Annotated in this window: 14 protein-coding genes and 1 pseudogene; 4 read left to right on the top strand and 11 right to left on the bottom strand. The window is 73.2% G+C overall.

Features of this window, described 5'->3' with window-relative positions:
* Positions 1-73 precede the first annotated feature (73 nt).
* The gene (locus tag ABZ873_RS23235) at positions 74-799 is read left to right on the top strand and encodes an MBL fold metallo-hydrolase (RefSeq protein WP_360875285.1); all 726 of its coding nucleotides are present in this window, start codon (positions 74-76) and stop codon (positions 797-799) included.
* A 28-nt stretch (positions 800-827) separates the two neighbouring features.
* Positions 828-1,637 (top strand): DUF3097 domain-containing protein, encoded by an 810-nt coding sequence (locus ABZ873_RS23230; RefSeq protein ID WP_360875283.1) that lies wholly within the window; start codon positions 828-830, stop codon positions 1,635-1,637.
* Here the strand turns inward: ABZ873_RS23230 and ABZ873_RS23225 are convergent.
* The 4 genes from ABZ873_RS23225 to lepA form a co-directional block, all read right to left on the bottom strand.
* Entirely contained in the window at positions 1,615-2,211 is a 597-nt protein-coding gene (locus ABZ873_RS23225; RefSeq protein WP_360875281.1) for a Uma2 family endonuclease, read from the bottom strand. The genes ABZ873_RS23230 and ABZ873_RS23225 overlap by 23 nt on opposite strands.
* An 83-nt stretch (positions 2,212-2,294) precedes the next feature.
* The gene (gene hemW, locus ABZ873_RS23220; RefSeq protein ID WP_360875279.1) at positions 2,295-3,527 is read right to left on the bottom strand and encodes a radical SAM family heme chaperone HemW; all 1,233 of its coding nucleotides are present in this window, start codon (positions 3,525-3,527) and stop codon (positions 2,295-2,297) included.
* An 80-nt stretch (positions 3,528-3,607) separates the two neighbouring features.
* The gene (locus ABZ873_RS23215) at positions 3,608-5,500 is read right to left on the bottom strand and encodes a long-chain fatty acid--CoA ligase (protein ID WP_360875277.1); all 1,893 of its coding nucleotides are present in this window, start codon (positions 5,498-5,500) and stop codon (positions 3,608-3,610) included.
* A gap of 235 nt (positions 5,501-5,735) precedes the next feature.
* On the bottom strand, positions 5,736-7,601 hold the full coding sequence (gene lepA, locus ABZ873_RS23210) for a translation elongation factor 4 (RefSeq protein ID WP_360875275.1): 1,866 nt from the start codon (positions 7,599-7,601) through the stop codon (positions 5,736-5,738).
* A gap of 245 nt (positions 7,602-7,846) precedes the next feature.
* Here lepA and rpsT point away from each other — a divergent pair, with 245 nt between their 5' ends.
* Complete coding sequence (rpsT, locus tag ABZ873_RS23205) at positions 7,847-8,113, top strand: 30S ribosomal protein S20 (RefSeq protein WP_360875273.1); 267 nt, start codon at positions 7,847-7,849, stop codon at positions 8,111-8,113.
* Positions 8,114-8,328: 215 nt separating this feature from the next.
* On the opposite strand, the gene holA is transcribed toward rpsT, so the two are convergent.
* Complete coding sequence (gene holA, locus ABZ873_RS23200) at positions 8,329-9,321, bottom strand: DNA polymerase III subunit delta (RefSeq protein WP_360875271.1); 993 nt, start codon at positions 9,319-9,321, stop codon at positions 8,329-8,331.
* Between the two features lie 61 nt (positions 9,322-9,382).
* Between holA and ABZ873_RS23195 the strand changes: the two genes are divergently transcribed.
* Positions 9,383-9,625 carry a hypothetical protein gene (locus ABZ873_RS23195; protein WP_360875269.1) on the top strand — a complete coding sequence of 81 codons (243 nt, stop codon included), beginning with the start codon at positions 9,383-9,385 and terminating at the stop codon, positions 9,623-9,625.
* Positions 9,626-9,642: 17 nt separating this feature from the next.
* Here the strand turns inward: ABZ873_RS23195 and ABZ873_RS23190 are convergent, their stop codons facing one another.
* The 6 genes and pseudogenes from ABZ873_RS23190 to leuS all read right to left on the bottom strand — a co-directional run bounded on the left by ABZ873_RS23190 (position 9,643) and on the right by leuS (position 18,729).
* The gene (locus tag ABZ873_RS23190) at positions 9,643-10,503 is read right to left on the bottom strand and encodes a YceI family protein (protein WP_360875335.1); all 861 of its coding nucleotides are present in this window, start codon (positions 10,501-10,503) and stop codon (positions 9,643-9,645) included.
* A gap of 145 nt (positions 10,504-10,648) precedes the next feature.
* A pseudogene (locus ABZ873_RS23185) lies at positions 10,649-13,042 on the bottom strand (ComEC/Rec2 family competence protein); the annotation flags it as partial.
* The gene (locus ABZ873_RS23180) at positions 13,039-13,890 is read right to left on the bottom strand and encodes a ComEA family DNA-binding protein (protein WP_360875266.1); all 852 of its coding nucleotides are present in this window, start codon (positions 13,888-13,890) and stop codon (positions 13,039-13,041) included. The pseudogene ABZ873_RS23185 and the gene ABZ873_RS23180, both read right to left, overlap by 4 nt.
* 98 nt (positions 13,891-13,988) lie before the next feature.
* On the bottom strand, positions 13,989-14,834 hold the full coding sequence (locus ABZ873_RS23175; protein WP_360875263.1) for a DegV family protein: 846 nt from the start codon (positions 14,832-14,834) through the stop codon (positions 13,989-13,991).
* Positions 14,835-14,918: 84 nt separating this feature from the next.
* Complete coding sequence (locus tag ABZ873_RS23170; protein WP_360875261.1) at positions 14,919-15,659, bottom strand: hypothetical protein; 741 nt, start codon at positions 15,657-15,659, stop codon at positions 14,919-14,921.
* Between the two features lie 199 nt (positions 15,660-15,858).
* The gene (leuS, locus tag ABZ873_RS23165) at positions 15,859-18,729 is read right to left on the bottom strand and encodes a leucine--tRNA ligase (protein ID WP_360875258.1); all 2,871 of its coding nucleotides are present in this window, start codon (positions 18,727-18,729) and stop codon (positions 15,859-15,861) included.
* Positions 18,730-19,037: the final 308 nt, after the last annotated feature.

Raw genomic sequence — 19,037 nt, 5'->3', positions numbered from 1 at the left:
GAGATCCCCCGCTCAGTGTACGGCCGGGCGGTGAGCCCCTGGCAAGGGAGGCCCGCCAGGGTAGCGTCGCGGCATGGACGTGCGTTGGGAAGAGGCGGGCTGGGAACGGCTGACCGGAAGGACCGGGCGGCGGCGCCTCCCGGTGTGGGACTGCACGGTGGGACTGGTGGTGGGGGACGCCTCGGTGCTCCTCGTCGACCCCGGTTCCTGCGTCCGCGAGGGGGCCGCGGTGCGGGCCGAGGCGGAGCGGCTGACCGGCCGGCGAGTGACCCATCTCGCATTCACGCACGGCCATTTCGATCATGTGATGGGCGGTGCGGCCTTCGCCGGGGCGGAGGTCTTCGGCGCGGTCGGCCTGGACGCGCTGCTCTCCTCGGGCCGCGAGGAGCTGCGCGCGGACGCCGTCCGGCACGGCCTCGCGGAGGCGGAGGCGGCCGAGGCGGCGGACCTGCTGGCGGTGCCCCGGCACGGGGTCTCGGGCGAGTGGACCCTGGACCTGGGCGAGCTCCAGGTGCTGCTGGCCAATGTCGGGCCCGGCCACACCGCCCACGACCTGGCCGTCTTCGTCCCGGGTGAGCGGGAGACGGTGTTCTGCGGGGACCTGGTGGAGGAGTCGGGCGAGCCCTCGGCGGGCCCGGACGCGGTGCCCCGGCAGTGGCCGGCGGCCCTGGACCGGCTGCTCGCGCTGGGCGGGGAGGACGCGCTGTACGTGCCGGGTCACGGAGCGGTGGTCACGGCGGAGTTCGTCCGTGCGCAACGCGCCACACTGGCCGCGCGTTTCGGCGTGTCGGGGGCATGACGGGCGCGGCTCTCCTAATGTCGGCCGGATGCGCGAGTACTCCCCCGACCTGACCCCGCAGTGGAAGCGCCCGAAGGCCGTGCCCGAGGTGGCGGCGGAGCCCGACCTCGTGGTCGAGGTGGCCGGTACGGACTTCTGCGGCGCGGTGGTGGCCTGCGAGGCGGGCACGGTGACCCTGGAGGACCGGTTCGGCAAGCGCCGGGTCTTCCCGATGGAGCCGCGCGGCTTCCTGCTGGACGGGGCCGTGGTGACGCTGGTCCGCCCGCCCCGCGGCCCGGTGGCCCCCGCCCGCACCGCCTCCGGGTCGATCGCGGTGCCCGGCGCCCGCGCGCGGGTGGCGCGGGCGGGCCGGATCTACGTGGAGGGCCGCCACGACGCCGAGCTGGTGGAGCGGGTCTGGGGCGACGACCTGCGCATCGAGGGCGTGGTGGTGGAGTACCTGGAGGGCGTGGACGACCTCCCGGCCGTGGTGGCGGAGTTCGGCCCGGCCCCGGACGCCCGCCTCGGGGTGCTGGTGGACCATCTGGTGCCGGGCTCGAAGGAGTCCCGTATCGCGGCGGAGGTGACCTCTCCGGACGTGCTGGTGGTGGGCCACCCGTACGTGGACGTCTGGCAGGCGGTGAAACCGTCCGCCCTCGGCATCCCCGCCTGGCCGGTGATCCCGCGCGGCCAGGACTGGAAGACGGGCGTCTGCCGCGCCCTGGGCTGGCCGGACCACACGGGCGCCGCCTGGCAGCACATCCTGTCCCGGGTGACGTCCTACAAGGACCTGGAGCCGACGCTGCTGGGCCGCGTGGAGGAACTGATCGACTTCGTCACGGGTGACGGCGCGCCCTGACGCCCTCGAAGGTGCCGAACTCGCTCGTGTCCAGCTCGACGCCGAGCAGTTCGAGCGGCAGCGGCTCGCCGAATTTCGAGACGCGCTGCGCGCGGTAGTCGGCCTCGTCCCCCGCGCCGACGGGAATCGTGAGCAGGACGCACTGCGCGCTGACGGGGTCGATGATCAGGTACGCGGGCACCCGTCCCGCGGCATAGACGGAACGCTTGACCACGTAGTCCCGGTCGACGCTGGTCCTGGACGCCACCTCCACCACCAGCGTGATCAACTGCGAGGGCAGGAGACGGCCCGAGCCCGTGTGCGCCTCGCGGTCCAGGACCACCAGGTCGGGCACGGTCTCGCTCGCCTCGTCGACGATGTCGACGTCCTGGGTCTGGAGCCGGGCCCACCGCTTGCGCGGAATCTGGTCCTGCACGTTTTCCACGATCAGGTTGTGCACCAGATCGGGGCCGGCCGTCATCACGATTTCCCCCCGGAGGAGCTCGGCCCTGACTCCGTCGGGAGGCTGGAACCCCTCGAAGAACCTGGCCATCCCACGCTCGTCCACAGCGGCCATCTCCGTGGTCCTCCACATCCACCGCGTGCTGTCGGCGGCAGCCTAGGGACAACGCAGGCAGTCCGGACGGGGATCCGGGGGTATTCACCCCACCGGGTGGTTCAGTCCACCAGGTCGCGGACCACCGCGTCCGCCAGCAGGCGGCCGCGGAGGGTCAGGACCGCCCGGCCCGCTTCGTACGGCTCCGGCTGGAGGAGGCCGTCCGTCAGGGCGCGGCGGGAGGCTGCCAGGCCGGCCGGGGCCAGCAGGGAGAGCGGGACGCCGTCCACCAGGCGCAGCTCCAGCAGGATCCGCTCCACCCGGCGGTCCTCCGCGGACAGCAGCTCGCGGCCCGCGCCCGGGGAGCGGCCCTCCGCGAGGGCGGCGGCGTAGGCCCCGGGGTGCTTGACGTTCCACCAGCGCACCCCGCCCACGTGCGAGTGCGCGCCCGGGCCGGCGCCCCACCAGTCGGCGCCGCGCCAGTACAGCTCGTTGTGCAGGCAGCGGCCGGCCTCCGAGGTCGCCCAGTTCGAGACCTCGTACCAGGAGTAGCCGGCCTGGGCCATCACCTCGTCCGCGATCAGGTAGCGGTCGGCGTGCACGTCGTCGTCGGTCATCGGGACCTCGCCGCGGCGGATCCGCCGCGCCAGCTGGGTGCCCTCCTCCACGATCAGCGCGTAGGCGCTGACATGGTCCGGGCCGGCCCCGATGGCCGCGGCCAGGGAGGCCCGCCAGTCCTCGTCGGACTCGCCGGGGGTCCCGTAGATCAGGTCGAGGTTGACGTGCTCGAAGCCCGCGGCCCGCGCCTCGGCCACGCACGCCTCGGGGCGGCCCGGGGTGTGGGTGCGGTCGAGCACCTTGAGGACATGGCGCCTGGCGCTCTGCATGCCGAAGGAGACCCGGTTGAAGCCGCCGGCGCGCAGTTCGGCCAGGTAGCGCGGGTCGACGGACTCCGGGTTGGCCTCCGTGGTGATCTCGGCGTCCTCGGCCAGGCCGAACTCGTCCCGGATCGCCGCGAGCATCCGGACCAGGTCGGCGGCGGGCAGCAGGGTGGGCGTGCCGCCGCCCACGAAGACGGTGCGGACGGCCCGCGGGTCGTCGCCGAGCACCTTGCGCGCCAGGCGGACCTCGTCCATCAGGGTGTCGGCGTAGTTCTCCCGGGAGGCGAGCACGCCTCCGGTGCCCCGCAGCTCGGTGGCCGTGTAGGTGTTGAAGTCGCAGTACCCGCAGCGGGTGGCGCAGTAGGGGACGTGCAGGTAGAACCCGAGGGGCCGGTCCCCCGCGCCCGTCAGGGCGTGCGACGGCAGCGAGCCGTCTTCGGGCATGGGGTCACCGTCGGGCAGGGCGGAAGGCATACCCCCATCATCCCGCACGCGCGGGCACGGCAGGCGCGGGGCGGTCCGCCGCCCCGCACCCCGCCGGCCCGCCGGGGGCGCTACGCCTCGCGCGAGCCCTCGTACATCTCCTCGATCAGGTGCTTGAACTCACGCTCGACCACCGGCCGCTTCAGCTTGAGGCTGGGGGTGAGGTCGCCGTGCTCGACGTCCAGGTCGCGCGGCAGCAGGCGGAACTTCTTGACCGTCTGCCAGCGCTGGAGGCCCTCGTTGAGGGTCTGGACGTAGGTCTCGATCAGCCGGGTGGTCTCCGGCGCGGCCAGGACCTGCTGGTACGTCTTCCCCTCCAGCCCGTTGTCGGCGGCCCAGCCCACGATGGCCGGCTCGTCGAGGGCGATGAGCGCCGTGCAGAAGTTCCGGTCGGCGCCGTGCACCACGATCGTGGAGACGTAGGGGCAGATCGCCTTGAACTGCCCCTCGATCTCGGCCGGGGCGACGTACTTGCCGCCCGAGGTCTTGATCAGGTCCTTCTTGCGGTCGGTGATGCGCAGGTAGCCGTCGGGCGAGAGCTCCCCGATGTCGCCGGTGTGCAGCCAGCCGTCGGGCTCCAGGACCTCGGCGGTCTTCTCGGGCTGCCCGTGGTAGCCCTGCATGATGCCGGGACCGCGCAGCAGGACCTCGCCGTCGTCCGCGATGCGGACCTCGGTGCCGGGGAGCGGCTTGCCGACCGTGCCGGTGCGGTACGCCTCGCCCGGGTTGACGAAGGAGGCGGCGCTGGACTCGGTCAGACCGTAGCCCTCCAGGATGTGGATGCCCGCGCCGGAGAAGAAGAAGCCGATGTCGGGGGCGAGGGCGGAGGCGCCGGAGACGGCCGCGCGCAGCTTGCCGCCGAAGGCGTCGCGGAGCTTGGAGTAGACGAGCGCGTCCGCGATCCTGTGCTTGGTGGTGAGGCCGAAGGGGGCGCTGGCCTGTCCGGTGCGGCGGAAGTTGTCCTGGGTGACCTTGGCGTACTCGCGGGCCACTCCGGCGGACCACTGGAAGATCTTGTACTTGGCCCCACCCGCGGCCCGCGCCTTGGCGGCGACGCCGTTGTAGACCTTCTCGAAGATGCGCGGTACGGCGGCCATGTAGGTGGGCTGCACGACCGGCAGGTTCTCGATGATCTTGTCGATGCGGCCGTCGACGGCCGTGACGTGACCGGCCTCGATCTGCCCGGAGGTCAGCACCTTGCCGAAGACGTGGGCCAGCGGCAGCCAGAGGTACTGGACGTCCTCCTTGCCGATCAGACCGGTGGCGACCATGGCCTTGGCCAGGTAGGACCAGTTGTCGTGCAGCAGCCGGACGCCCTTGGGGCGGCCCGTGGTGCCGGAGGTGTAGATGAGGGTGGCGAGCTGCTGGGAGGTGATCGAGGCGATGCGCTCGTCCACCGCCTCGGGGTGCTTGGCCAGGTACTCGCGGCCCTTGGCCTCCAGCTCCTCCAGCGAGAGCACCCAGCCCTCGGGGTCGCCCTCGGCGGGCACCGCGTCGGCGGCGTCCATGACCACGACATGGCGCAGCGCCGGCAGGTCGGCGCGGCGCTCGCGGGCCTTGGCCAGCTGCGCGGCGTCCTCGGCGATGAGCAGCCGGCTCTCGGAGTCGGCCAGGATGAAGGCCGACTCGTCCGCGTTGGTGCTGGGGTAGACGGTGGTGACCGCGCCGCCGGCGCACATCACGCCGAGGTCGGAGAGGATCCACTCGACGCGGGTGTTGGAGGCGAGCGCGACCCGGTCCTCGGTCTGCAGGCCGAGGGAGATCAGCCCGGCGGCGACGGCGAAGACCCGCTCGGCCGCCTGGCCCCAGCTGAGTGACTTCCAGTCGTCGGGGGCGCCCTGCCCGCCGGCCGAGGGCACCGGGTACCGGTACGCCTCCGCATCCGGCGTCGCGGCGACGCGCTCAAGGAAGAGCACCGCCACGGTGGGCGGGCGGTTCTCGAGATAGGTCTTCGTGTCGCTCACGACATCCTCCGGACCGAACCACGCGGGCAGTGCGTGGGCGTGGGGCGCTGGGGGCGCTTGGGACTGGCGGGTTTGCAGCCGTTGACTTTCTGAACTGGCGAGTAACCGTGGAGCAGTGATCAGACTAGAGGCCGTCCGCCGTGCGCGTAAGAGCCCACGAGCGGCCGGTTCATAACGAAACAGGCCCCCGCGCGGGTGCACGGGGGCCTGTGTACGCCGGGTGGCGGGGCGGCGGCTACTTCTTCTTGCCGCCGGACTCGTCGCTGGAGAGGACGGCGATGAACGCCTCCTGCGGGACCTCCACGGAGCCGACCATCTTCATGCGCTTCTTGCCCTCCTTCTGCTTCTCCAGCAGCTTCCGCTTACGGGAGATGTCACCGCCGTAGCACTTGGCGAGGACGTCCTTGCGGATGGCGCGGATGGTCTCGCGGGCGATGACGCGGGAGCCGATCGCGGCCTGGACGGGCACCTCGAACGCCTGCCTCGGGATGAGCTCGCGCAGCTTGGCGACCAGGCGCACGCCGTAGGCGTAGGCGGCGTCCTTGTGGCAGACGGCGGAGAAGGCGTCGACCTTGTCGCCGTGCAGCAGGATGTCGACCTTGACCAGGCTGGACGCCTGCTCGCCGGTGGGCTCGTAGTCGAGGGAGGCGTAGCCGCGCGTCTTGGACTTGAGCTGGTCGAAGAAGTCGAAGACGATCTCCGCGAGCGGGAGGGTGTAGCGGATCTCGACGCGGTCCTCGGAAAGGTAGTCCATGCCGAGGAGGGTGCCGCGGCGCTGCTGGCAGAGCTCCATGATCGCGCCGATGAACTCGGTCGGGGCGAGCACGGTGGCCCGGACGACCGGTTCGAAGACGTCCTTGATCTTGCCCTCGGGGAACTCGCTCGGGTTGGTGACGGTGACCTCCTTGCCGTCCTCCAGCACCACCCGGTAGACCACGTTGGGCGCGGTGGCGATCAGGTCGAGGCCGAACTCGCGCTCCAGGCGCTCGCGGACCACGTCCAGGTGCAGCAGGCCGAGGAAGCCGACGCGGAAGCCGAAGCCGAGCGCCGCCGAGGTCTCCGGCTCGTAGACCAGCGCGGCGTCGTTGAGCTGGAGCTTGTCCAGGGCCTCGCGCAGGTCCGGGTAGTCCGAGCCGTCGAGCGGGTACAGGCCCGAGAAGACCATCGGCTTCGGGTCCTTGTAGCCGCCGAGGGCATCGGTCGCGCCGTTGTGCAGGCTGGTGATGGTGTCACCGACCTTGGACTGACGGACGTCCTTCACGCCGGTGATGATGTAGCCCACCTCGCCGACGCCGATGCCGTCGGCCGGGGTCATCTCCGGGGAGGAGACGCCGATCTCCAGCAGCTCGTGCGTGGCGCCGGTGGACATCATGCGGATGCGCTCGCGCTTGTTGAGCTGGCCGTCGACCACACGCACGTAGGTCACGACGCCGCGGTACGAGTCGTAGACCGAGTCGAAGATCATCGCGCGGGCGGGGGCGTCCTTGACGCCGACCGGCGCCGGGACGGTGGCGACGACCTTGTCGAGCAGCGCGTCCACGCCCAGGCCGGTCTTCGCGGAGACGCGGAGCACGTCGTCGGGGTCGCAGCCGACCAGGTTCGCCAGCTCCTCGGCGAACTTCTCCGGCTGCGCGGCCGGCAGGTCGATCTTGTTCAGGACGGGGACGATCGCAAGGTCGTTCTCCATCGCCAGGTACAGGTTGGCGAGGGTCTGCGCCTCGATGCCCTGGGCGGCGTCCACCAGCAGGACGGTGCCCTCGCAGGCGGCGAGGGAGCGCGAGACCTCGTAGGTGAAGTCGACGTGCCCGGGGGTGTCGATCATGTTGAGGATGTGGGTGCTGCCCTGACCCTCGCCCGTGGTGGGCGCCCAGGGCAGACGGACCGCCTGGGACTTGATCGTGATACCGCGCTCACGCTCGATGTCCATGCGGTCGAGGTACTGGGCGCGCATCTGCCGCTGGTCGACGACACCGGTGAGCTGGAGCATCCGGTCGGCAAGGGTCGACTTGCCGTGGTCGATGTGCGCGATGATGCAGAAATTGCGGATCAGCGCCGGGTCGGTACGGCTCGGCTCGGGCACGTGGCTGGGGATCGCGGGCACGCAGTGTCCTGATTCTCGGGTCGCAGTCGGAACGAAGTCGGAGGCGAAAGTTCGGATCTCGTCGCCTTCGTCGGCGCGATGTCGGATCTGTACGCAGACTCCCATGGTCCCATGGACGGGGCAGTGCGCTCGGTTTGGGCCGCCCGGAAGGCTGCTGGTAGCCTGGGCAGCTGTGTCTCGTGTGCCCTCTCAACTCCCGGGACACAGTCGGAAGATCAACCTCTGAACCTGAGAAGGCTCTTTTCGTGGCGAACATCAAGTCCCAGATCAAGCGGAACAAGACCAACGAGAAGGCGCGCCTGCGTAACAAGGCCGTCAAGTCGTCGCTCAAGACCGCGATCCGCAAGGCCCGCGAGGCTGTCGTCGCCGGTGACGTCGAGAAGGCCACCGTGGCTTCCCGCGCCGCCGCCCGTGCGCTCGACAAGGCTGTCTCGAAGGGTGTCATCCACAAGAACGCCGCCGCCAACAAGAAGTCGGCGCTGGCTTCCAAGGTCGCCACCCTCCAGGGCTGAGCTCCCTGATGTGATCGCCGGGCAGGACCCAGCGGGCCCTCTCTCCCGCTCCTGACCGGCACCCCGCGCCGCACACGAAGCGTTCGCCACGCGGGTGCGGTGCAACCGAGAAGTACCGAAGGCCCCGGCTCCCCACTCTTCCCCAGGGTGGTGAGCCGGGGCCTTCGTCCGTCCCGGGGGCGCTCCTGCCGGAGCCTGCCCGGCCCCGGCCCGGCTCAGTGGCGCTGGGGGCGGGCCGCGCGGGCCACGGCGACGACGGCCTTCTCCAAGGCGTACTCCGGATCGTCCCCGCCGCCCTTGACCCCGGCGTCGGCCTCGGCCACGGCGCGCAGCGCCAGGGAGACCCCGTCCGCCGACCAGCCGCGCATCTGCTGGCGGACCCGGTCGATCTTCCACGGCGGCATGCCGAGGTCCCGGGCGAGGTCGCCGGGGCGGGCGCCGCGCGGGGCGGAGGCCAGCTTGCCGATCGCGCGGACCGCCTGGGCCAGCGCGCTGGTGATCAGTACGGGGGCCACCCCGGTCGCCAGCGACCAGCGCAGGGCCTCCAGGGCCTCGGCCGCCCGGCCCTCCACCGCCCGGTCCGCGACGGTGAAGCTGGAGGCTTCGGCCCGGCCGGTGTAGTAGCGGCCGACGACGGCCTCGTCGATGGTGCCCTCGACGTCCGCGCACAGCTGCGCCGCCGCGCTCGCCAGCTCCCGCAGGTCGCTGCCGATGGCGTCCACGAGGGTCTGGCACGCCTCGGGCGTCGCGGAGCGGCCGAGCGTGCGGAACTCGCCCCGTACGAAGGAGAGCCGGTCGGCCGCCTTCGTCATCTTCGGGCAGGCGATCTCCCGGGCACCGGCCTTGCGCGCCGCGTCGAGCAGCCCCTTGCCCTTGGCGCCGCCGGCGTGGAGGAGGACGAGGGCGATCTCCTCGTAGGGCGCGTCGAGGTACGCCTTGACCTCCTTGACCGTGTCCGCCGAGAGGTCCTGCGCGTTGCGGACGACCAGCACCTTGCGCTCGGAGAAGAGCGAGGGGCTGGCCAGCTCGGCCAGGGTGCCGGGCTGGAGCTGGTCGGAGGTGAGGTCGCGCACATCGGTGTCGGCGTCGGCCGCGCGGGCGGCGGCCACCACCTCCCGGACGGCGCGGTCGAGCAGCAGCTCCTCCTGGCCCACCGCGAGGGTGAGCGGAGCGAGCGGGTCGTCGGTGGAATTCTTCCTGGTGGCCATCGGCTCCAGGATCCCATGCCGCACTGACAGCCCACCGCGCCGCGTGCCCGAGAATGACCGGGTGAACCTGCGACATGTACTCGTCCTGCCCGACCGCGACGCCGCCGAGGAGGTGGCCCAGGAGGCCGTGGACCGCTTCGGCCTCCCGGAGGAGCCGCAGTTGGTGCGCGACGCCCTGGCCGGTGAGGACGACGCCGAGGACGCCCAGTGGCTGGTGGTCGTCGAGGACCCGGCGGAACGGCTCGACACCGCCGCGCTGGACGACCTCGCCGCCGCGTACGAGGGCTGGCTGGAGGCCCCCTGAGGCCGGGGGCGCCCCCGTCAGCCCTTGTGGACGATCTGGACGTCCAGGGTGACGTCCACGCTGGAGCCGATCGCCGCGATCCCCTGGGCCAGCAGCGACTGCCAGTTGAGGGTGAAGTCCTCGCGGTGCAGCTCGGCCGTGGCCCGGCAGGCCGCCCGTACCTCGCCCTCCATGCCCGTGCCCAGCCCCAGGTACTGGGTGTCCAGGGTGACCGACCGGCTGACCCCGTGGAGGGTCAGGGCGCCGGCCACCGCCCAGCGGCTGCCGGTGCGGTGGATGAACCGCTCGCTGTAGAACTCCACCGTGGGGTGGCGGCCGGCGTCCAGGAAATCCCCCGACCGCAGGTGGTCGTCCCGCAGCCGCATCCCGGTGTCGATGCTCGTCGCATCGATGATCACGTGCATGGTGGAGTCCTCCATGCGGTCGGCTATGCGCACCGCCCCCGCGAACGTGTTGAACCGTCCGTGGATGCGGGCCAGGCCGATGTGCCGGGCCGTGAACCCGATCGACGAATGCGCCGGATCGAGCTCCCAGTGCCCGGGCTTGGGCAGGAGCGGCGGCTCCACCGCGTCGAGGATGATCTCCCCGGTGCCCGGCTGCACCGGGTCCCCCACCAGGGTCACCCCGTGGAACGGCGCGTACCCCTCGGCCGTCACCAGCAGCCGGTACTCCCCCTCCGGCACCGTCGCGACGAAGCCGCCGTACGGGTCGGTCTCGCCCGTGACGACCTTCCGGCCGATCGGGTCGGTCACCTCGAACGCGGCCTGCCGGACCGGTCTGTGGACCGTGTCGAGGACCCGGTAGCTGAGCAGACGCGCCGTCGGCGGCAGCGTCAGTGTCGCGGATGTGTGCGGACCGGAACCTCCGGCCGGCTCCATCCCCCGCCGGCGACCGAACATGACTGATGCACCCCCGTGCTGTGTGGACTTGGACCGTTCTGGCGAAGACGCATTCGATCATGCTGTCGGGTTGTGGGCAAACAGAGTGCTCGCGCCCGGTATGCCCACGCCGCATCCGCCGCCTGCTGGCCGGAAACGCCCGTATACGCGCACCCGTCCCGCTGACGGCCACCGAGCCGTCCGTATCGGTGCGCAACACCGTCGCCCCCACCGCCCGCAGGCGTGCGAGCGTACCCGGCGCGGGGTGCCCGTAGCGGTTTTTTGTACCGACCGGAACAATCGCCAGCCGTGGCCGGATCCGCTCGTGCAGCTCCGGGTCCTGGTGCGCGGAGCCGTGGTGGGCGACCTTGAGCACATCCACCGGGCCGAGATCCGGGTGGTCCCTCAACAGGGCCTGCTGTGCCGGGGGTTCGAGGTCCCCGAGCAGGAGCAGGCTCAGGCCCGCGCGCCGCACCAGCAGGACCACGCTCGCGTCGTTGGGCCCCTCGGAGGGCGCACCGCCCGGCGGCGGCCACAGCACCTGCCAGGCGAGCGGCCCGGCCGTGCGCCGCTCGCCCTGGACCGCCCGGACCACCGGCACCCCCGCCGCCCGCGCGAGCCGGTGGACGAACGCGGCCTGCGCGGGCGGCTCCTCCCGCGCCGTCGCCTGGATCAGGCCGACGGAACGGCCGCGCAGCACCCCGGAGAGGCCGCCCACATGGTCGGCGTGAAAATGCGTCAGCAGCAGCATCGGCACCCTCCGCACGCCCAGCGCCCGCAGACAGCCGTCCACCGGCCCCGGCTCCGCCCCCGCGTCCACCACCACGGCCTCCCCCGGGCCGACGGCGAGCACGGCGGCGTCCCCCTGCCCCACCGCGCACTGCACATAGCTCCAGTCGGGCGGCGGCCAGCCGGTCACCGTACGGGTCAGCTGCGGCGGCCTGAGCACGGCCAGCAGCAGGACCACCGCCAGCACGGCACAGCACCCGCGCCGCCACCTCAGCCGGGAGGCCAGCGCCACGGCGGCCACCGTGGCGGCGGCCAGCAGCAGCCCTCCGGCGAGCCCGCCCGGCCAGGCCAGCTCCGCCCCCGGGAACCCGGCCCCGGTCCGGGCCACCGCCGCGATCCACCCCGCGGGCACCCCGGCACCGTGGGCCAGCAGCTCCGCGGCGGGCATCCACAGCGGGGCCACCGCCAGCGCGGCGAAGCCGAGCACCGTCGCGGGACCCGCCGCGAGCTCGGCGAGCAGATTGCACGGCACCGCCACCAGGCTCACCCGCGCGGCCAGCACCGCGACCACGGGCGCGCACACCGCCTGCGCGGCAGCGGCGGCCCCCAGTGCCTCGGCCGGCCGCGGCCCCATCCCCCGCGCCCGCAGCGCCCGGCTCCACCGGGGCGCGAGGGTCAGCAGCGCCCCGGTGGCCAGGACGGAGAGCAGGAAGCCGTAACTGCGGGCCAGCCACGGGTCGTAGAGCACCAGCAGCAGGACGGCGGCGCCCAGCGCGGGGATCAGGGACCGGCGCCGCCCGGTGGCGAGCGCCAGCAGGGTGACCGCCCCGCAGGCCGCGGCCCGCAGCACGCTCGGCTCCGGCCGGCACACCACCACGAAGGCCAGCGTCAGGGCCGCCCCGCACAGGGCGGTCGCCCTCAGCGAGAGCCCCAGCCGGGGGGCCAGCCCGCGCCGCTCGGCCTGCTGCGCGCGGCCCGGGGGCCCGAGGAGCAGGAACAGCACCACGGTCAGGTTCGACCCGGAGACGGCCAGCAGGTGCAGCAGGTCGGTGGCCCGGAACACCTCGTGCAGCTCGGGCGGAACCCGGGAGGTGTCCCCCACGACCAGCCCCGGCAGCAGGGCCCTGGCATCCGGTGCGAGCCCGTCGGTGGCTTCGCGCAGCCCGGCCCGCAGCCTCCCCGCGACCCGCTGGGCGGCATCCGGCCCGCCCGTCACCCGCGGCGGGGTGTCCCGCGCCGGCCGCAGCACCGCGACGGCCCGCTCCCCGCCCCGCCCCGGCGCCGTACGGGCGACCACCGCCACCCGCATGGAGGGCTGCAACCGGCCCCACTCCGCGTGCGCGGCCAGTACCCGTACGGGAGTCCGCACCCGGGTGCTCCGCCCGTCGGGCCCGGTCACCCGGCCCACCACCGCGTCCAGCACCACCACCGGCGGCCCGCTCCCGCTCCGGGTGGTCCGCGGATCGGAGGCGACGGTCAGCTCGGCGAGGACGCGGGCGTGCTCCCGCGCCAGCCCCGCCACCGGCCCGGCCCGCGCCTCGGCCAGCTGGAGCCCCGCCACCCCGGCTCCGGCGGCCGCGCACAGCAGGGCCGCCGCCACGGCTGGGGCGTTCCTCCAGCGCGGCCCCGCCCGCCGCCCCGCGAGCAGGAGCAGCAGCCCCGCGCAGCCGACCGCGAGACCCGCCCCGGCGGCGGTGAGCCCGACGGGCGCGTCCAGCGCGAGGGCGGCCGCCGCCCAGGCGGCCCCGGCCGGCACCGCCAGGCGCAGATCCACCGGGCCGGGAGCACCCGGCTCCCCGGGGCGGTTCACGGCCGCACCAGCCCGCGCAGATCGGCGAAGCGGCGCTCACCGATGCCGTCGACCTGGCGGAGCTCGTCCACGGAGCGGAAGCCGCCCCGGGCGGTACGGAAATCGACGATGTGCTGCGCCAGGACCGGCCCGACCCCGGGCAGCCCGTCCAGCTGCGCCACGGTGGCCGTCGCCAGGCTCAGCGGGCCCGTGGCCGCCCCGCCCGGCACCGCCCCCGGGGCCCCGCCCGGCGGAGGCTGCGCCGGGGCCCCGACGAGCACCTGCTCGCCGTCCACCAGCAGCCGGGCCCGGTTCAGCCCGGTGGTGTCCGTGCCGGGCCGTACTCCCCCGGCCGCGGCCAGCGCGTCCTCCACCCGCGAGCCGGCGGGCAGCCGCCGCACCCCGGGATCCCGGACCTTGCCGCTGACGTCGACGACGATCCGAGCACCGGCCGCGCCGGGCCCCGGCCCGCCCGGTGGACTCGCCGGAGCCGTCGCACCGGCGGGGACCACGCCCGGCGCGACCACCGCGGGCACCGTCACCCCCCGCGGCCGGGAGGACCAGTACTGCTCCCCGGCGAACCCGACGGCGACGACCAGCACCACCCCCACGGCGGCCACCGTGCGCGGCTCGACCCCGCAGCGGGCCTGCACCCACACCGGCAGCCGCTCCCGCACCGCCAGCCGCCACCCGCCCCCGGCAGGCCCCTCCCCGGGCGGCGGATCCGGCGCGGCCGCCTCCCCCGGAGACGACACCGGAGGCAGCACCGCAGAGGGCACGGAACCCGGCTCCACCGCCGGCTCCCCGCCCCCACCGAGCAGCGCCTCAGCCCGGCGCCGCGGATACGAAGTACGCGTTCGAAGAGTCATGCCACGACGGTAGGGTCCGGCCCGGATCCCCGTCCGGAGCCTTCAATTCCGGTGGAAAACCGCCCCGTTGTGGATAACTCCCTCACCCGTTCCGGTGATCAGCGGGGCGAGACCACCGCCGCCAGCAGCCCCGGTCCGGTGTGCGCGCCGATCACCGCGCCCACCTCGCTGACGTGCAGTTCGACCAGCCCCGGCACCCGCTCGCGCAGCCGCTCCGCCAGTTTCTCGGCCCGTTCCGGCGCCGCGAGATGGTGCACCGCCACGTCCACGGCGGCCGTGCCCGCCCGCTCGACGGCCAGCTCCTCGAGGCGCGCGATCGCCTTGGAGGCCGTACGCACCTTCTCCAGCATCTCGATCCGCCCGCCGTCCAGCGTCAGCAGCGGCTTCACGGCCAGCGCCGATCCGAGGAGGGCCTGCGCGGCCCCGATCCGCCCGCCGCGCCGGAGGTAGTCGAGGGTGTCCACGTAGAAATAGGCGGCCATGTCGGCCGCCCGCTTCTCCGCGGCGGCCACCGCCTCGTCCACGGAGCCCTCCGCCTCGGCCACCTCGGCGGCGGCCAGCGCGCAGAAGCCGAGGGCCATCGCGACCATGCCGGTGTCCACGACCCGGACGGGTACGGGCGCGGTCCTGGCGGCGACCACGGCGGCGTCGTAGGTGCCGGAGAACTCGGCGGACAGGTGCAGGCTGACGATGCCCGTCGCCCCGGCGTCCGCGGCCTCCCGGTACGCCTGTACGAACTGCTCGGGGCCGGGCCGCGAGGTGGTGACCGACCGGCGCTTCTGGAGGGCCAGGGCCAGGCTGCGCGCCGAGATCTCGGTGCCCTCCTCCAGCGCCTCCCCGCCCAGCACGACGGTCAGCGGGACGGCGGTGATCCCGTGCCGTGCCATGGCCGGCCGGGGCAGGTAGGCCGTGGAATCGGTGACGATGGCGACATGGCGGGACATGAGGCGGAGGTTACCGCCCACCGGCCCCGGACGGCAGCCCAGCCCCCGTGGCGGCCCCGCGCGCGGCCTCCGGCACCCGCACCCTCAGGTCGTGCTCTCCGGCCGCCGCGTCTTCTGCCAGGGGTACGGGGTCTGCGGCGCGGCCGGGTCCAGAGCCGCCCGCGGCTGCTCCCCGGCGGGCCCGGCCGCGCCCGGAGCCGTGGTGGAGGAGGCGCCGGTCCCGCTCGCCTGCGCCGCGTCCCAGGCTGCCGCGGCCGCCGCCAGCTCGTCCACCGGCGGCTCCCGCCGCCAGTCCCGCAGCGCGCCCGATTCCATCTCGATCTGCGCCGACAGCGTCGACAGCTCGTCCTCCGCGAACCGGCTCGCCCGGTCCCGCGCGGCCCAGCGCAGCGAGTCCGCCGCCTTCGTGATCTGCGCGGTGCGCTCCCGCAGGTCGGGCATCCGCTCCGTGATCCGCTGCCGGTCCGGGTCCTGCTCCAGCCGCTTGAGCTCGTCGTCCAGCTCGCGTCCGTGCACGCTCAGCCGCTCGAACAGCATGACCGACTCCTGGAGCGAGGCGTCCACGCGCGCGCCCTCCTGGAGCGCCTGCTGCGTGGACCTCATCGAGGTCCGCAGGTCGAGCCGCAGCTGCGCCAGCGACCCCGCCACCCCGGTCTGGCCGATGCTCCGGGCCCGCAGGGTGGTGTCCTCGACCGTCCGGCGCGCCTGCGAGAGGGTCCGGTCGACCCCGCGCTTGGTGGCCTTGGCCACCTTCACGGTCGCGTACCCCAGACCGAGGAAGGTGATGAGCACCATCAGCGCGAAGATGATCAGCGCGGCCTCCATGAGCGTCCCTTCCCCGAAACCCTTGGGCTCTCTACCGTCCCCTCCCACCGTAAACGCCACGGGCAGGCCAGGGGTTCCATTCGAACCCCCAACCTGCCCGTACGGGATCTCCCCGAGGCCGAAGCCACCGCCCGCGCCGATGGCCCGCCGGCGGCTCAGCGACCGCTGACTACCAGCTCACCACCGGCTCACCACCGGCTCAGACGACGATGTTCACCAGCTTCGGCGCGCGCACGATCACCTTGCGGATCTCCGCACCGCCCAGCGCCGCCACGACGGCCGCGTCGGTCACCGCCAGCTGCTCCAGCTCGGCCTCCGAGATCGCCGGCGACACCTCCAGGCGCGCCTTGACCTTGCCCTTGACCTGCACCACGCAGGTCACGGTCTCGTCCACCACGTACGCCGGGTCCGCCACCGGGAAGTCCTGGTGCACGACCGACTCGCCGTGGCCCAGCCGGTGCCACAGCTCCTCCGCGATGTGCGGGGCCAGCGGGGCGATCAGCAGCACCAGCCGCTCCGCGACGGAGCGCTCCAGCGGCCGGCCCGCCTTGGTCAGGGCGTTGTTCAGCTCGGTGATCTTCGCGATGGCGGTGTTGAAGCGCAGTCCGGCCAGGTCCGCGCCGGCCCCGTCGATCGCCTTGTGCAGGGCGCGCAGCGTGTCCTCGCCCGGCTCGGCGTCGACGACCGTCACGGCGCCGGTCTCCTCGTCGACGATGTTGCGCCACAGGCGCTGCAGCAGCCGGTACTGGCCGACCACGGCGCGCGTGTCCCACGGACGCGAGACGTCCAGCGGGCCCATCGCCATCTCGTACAGGCGCAGGGTGTCCGCGCCGTACTCCTCGCAGATCTCGTCCGGCGTGACGGCGTTCTTGAGGGACTTGCCCATCTTGCCGTGCTCGCGCCTGACCTGCTTGCCCTCGTAGAAGTACGCCCCGTCGCGCTCCTCGACCTCGGCCGCCGGGACGTACACACCGCGCTCGTCGGTGTAGGCGTACGCCTGGATCATGCCCTGGTTGAACAGCTTGTGGAACGGCTCCGCCGAGGAGACGTGGCCCAGGTCGAACAGCACCTTGGACCAGAAGCGCGCGTACAGCAGGTGCAGCACCGCGTGCTCGGCGCCGCCCACGTACAGGTCGACACCGCCGTGCGGGGCGCCCTCGCGCGGGCCCATCCAGTACCGCTCGATCTCCGGGTCCACCAGCGCCGAGGAGTTGTGCGGGTCCAGGTAGCGCAGCTCGTACCAGCAGGAACCGGCCCAGTTGGGCATGGTGTTGGTCTCGCGGCGGAAGGAGCGGACACCGCGGCCGTCGCCCAGGTCCAGTTCGACGTTCACCCACTCCGCGTTCCGCGACAGCGGGGTCTCCGGCTTGGAGGCGGCGTCGTCGGGCTCGAAGGTGCGCGGCGAGTAGTCCTCGACCTCGGGCAGCTCCAGCGGCAGCATCGACTCGGGCAGCGGGTGCGCGACGCCGTCCTCGTCGTAGACGATCGGGAAGGGCTCGCCCCAGTACCGCTGGCGGCTGAACAGCCAGTCGCGCAGGCGGAAGTTGACCGTCCCCTCGCCGATGCCGCGCCCGGCCAGCCAGTCGGTGATCGCGGCCTTGGCCTCGACGACGCCCAGGCCGTCCAGCGAGATGCCCTCGCCGGAGGAGTTGACCAGGGTGGCGTCGTAGGAGACGAAGGCGTCGTCCCAGGCGGCCGGGTCGGTGCCGCGGCCGTCGGTGGGCTCGACCACGCAGCGGATCGGCAGTTCGAAGGCGCGCGCGAACTCGAAGTCGCGGGCGTCGTGCGCCGGGACGGCCATGATCGCGCCGGTGCCGTAGCCCATCAGCACGTAGTCCGCGATGAAGACGGGGACCTTGGCGCCGCTGACCGGGTTGAGCGCGTACTCACCGGTGAAGACACCGGTCTTGTCCTTGGCCTCGGCCTGCCGCTCGACGTCCGACTTGGAGGCGGCCTGCTTGCGGTACGCGGCCACGGCCTCGGCGGGGGTGGCGTGACCGCCCGTCCAGAGGTCGTGGGTGCCCTCGGGCCAGGCGGCCGGGATGAACTTCTCGACCAGCGGGTGCTCGGGAGCCAGCACCATGTAGGTGGCGCCGAACAGGGTGTCGGGGCGGGTGGTGAAGACGGTGACGGCCTCGTCGCCCAGCGCGAAGTCGACGCGCGCGCCCTCGCTGCGGCCGATCCAGTTGCGCTGCTGCAGCTTGATGGCCTCGGGCCAGTCCAGCGCGTCCAGGTCGTCCAGCAGGCGGTCCGCGTAGGCGGTGATGCGCATGTTCCACTGGCTCAGGCGGGACTTGAAGACCGGGAAGTTACCGCGCTCGGAGCGGCCGTCCGCGGTGACCTCCTCGTTGGCCAGTACGGTGCCCAGCCCGGGGCACCAGTTGACCGGCGCGTCGGAGGCGTAGGCCAGCCGGAAGCCGTTCAGGACCTCGGCCCGCTCGGCGGCGTCCAGCCCGGCCCAGGCGCGGCCGCCGGGAACCTCGCGGGAGCCGTCCTCGAAGGCGGCGACCAGCTCCGCGACGGGGCGGGCCTTCTTCGCGTCGGCGTCGTACCAGGAGTTGTAGATCTGCAGGAAGATCCACTGGGTCCACTTGTAGTAGTCCGGGTCGATCGTCGCGAACGAGCGGCGCTTGTCGTGGCCCAGGCCCAGCCGGCGCAGCTGGACCTTCATGTTCTCGATGTTCGCCTCGGTGGAGACCCGCGGGTGCGTGCCGGTCTGCACGGCGTACTGCTCGGCCGGCAGGCCGAAGGCGTCGAAGCCCAGGGTGTGCAGCACGTTGTGGCCGGTCATCCGCTGGTGGCGGGCGAAGACGTCGGTGGCGATGTACCCGAGCGGGTGGCCGACGTGCAGGCCCGCACCGGAGGGGTACGGGAACATGTCCATGATGAACTTCTTGGGCCGCGCGACCACCGCCGGGTCCCCGGCCAGGTCACCGGCCGGGTTCGGCGCCTCGTAGGTGCCCCGCTCGTCCCAGACGTCCTGCCAGCGTGCCTCGATGTCGGCGGCCATGGCAGCCGTGTAACGGTGCGCCTCGGCCGCCTCGGGGGCCGGGGTGTTCGTCTCGCTCATGATTTCTGAAGCTCCATCGATCGTCTCTGCCGTCTCTGCCTGCCCAAACGAAAAAACCCCTCGCACAGGAGGGGACGCCGCGCCGAGTCCGACCGTCTCGGAGGTCGGTACTGATCAGCGCGGCTCGGTAAGCAGAAGGCGTACGGCACGCATGGCGTCAGGGTACCGCAGCGGCCCCGGCCGGCGCCCGGCCGTTCCCTCCGACGGCACAACGAGAAGCGGGCCACCCGATCCGGGTGGCCCGCTTCCTCACTGTGGAGCTAAGGAGAATTGAACTCCTGACCTCCTGCATGCCATGCAGGCGCTCT

It is taken from the genome of Streptomyces sp. NPDC047014, from assembly GCF_040644195.1.
Classification (GTDB): Bacteria; Actinomycetota; Actinomycetes; order Streptomycetales; family Streptomycetaceae; genus Streptomyces.
This window is presented reverse-complemented; position numbering and strand designations above follow the sequence as displayed.

Excerpts from the sequence above, each read along its gene's own strand:
- ABZ873_RS23180 (WP_360875266.1), bottom strand. The coding sequence starts at position 13,890 with ATGACTCTTCGAACGCGTACTTCGTATCCGCGGCGCCGGGCTGAGGCG.
- ABZ873_RS23190 (WP_360875335.1), bottom strand. The coding sequence starts at position 10,503 with ATGGAGCCGGCCGGAGGTTCCGGTCCGCACACATCCGCGACACTGACG.
- hemW (WP_360875279.1), bottom strand. The coding sequence starts at position 3,527 with ATGCCTTCCGCCCTGCCCGACGGTGACCCCATGCCCGAAGACGGCTCG.
- ABZ873_RS23230 (WP_360875283.1), top strand. The coding sequence starts at position 828 with ATGCGCGAGTACTCCCCCGACCTGACCCCGCAGTGGAAGCGCCCGAAG.
- leuS (WP_360875258.1), bottom strand. The coding sequence starts at position 18,729 with ATGAGCGAGACGAACACCCCGGCCCCCGAGGCGGCCGAGGCGCACCGT.
- ABZ873_RS23235 (WP_360875285.1), top strand. The coding sequence starts at position 74 with ATGGACGTGCGTTGGGAAGAGGCGGGCTGGGAACGGCTGACCGGAAGG.
- ABZ873_RS23175 (WP_360875263.1), bottom strand. The coding sequence starts at position 14,834 with ATGTCCCGCCATGTCGCCATCGTCACCGATTCCACGGCCTACCTGCCC.
- ABZ873_RS23170 (WP_360875261.1), bottom strand. The coding sequence starts at position 15,659 with ATGGAGGCCGCGCTGATCATCTTCGCGCTGATGGTGCTCATCACCTTC.
- holA (WP_360875271.1), bottom strand. The coding sequence starts at position 9,321 with ATGGCCACCAGGAAGAATTCCACCGACGACCCGCTCGCTCCGCTCACC.
- ABZ873_RS23225 (WP_360875281.1), bottom strand. The coding sequence starts at position 2,211 with ATGTGGAGGACCACGGAGATGGCCGCTGTGGACGAGCGTGGGATGGCC.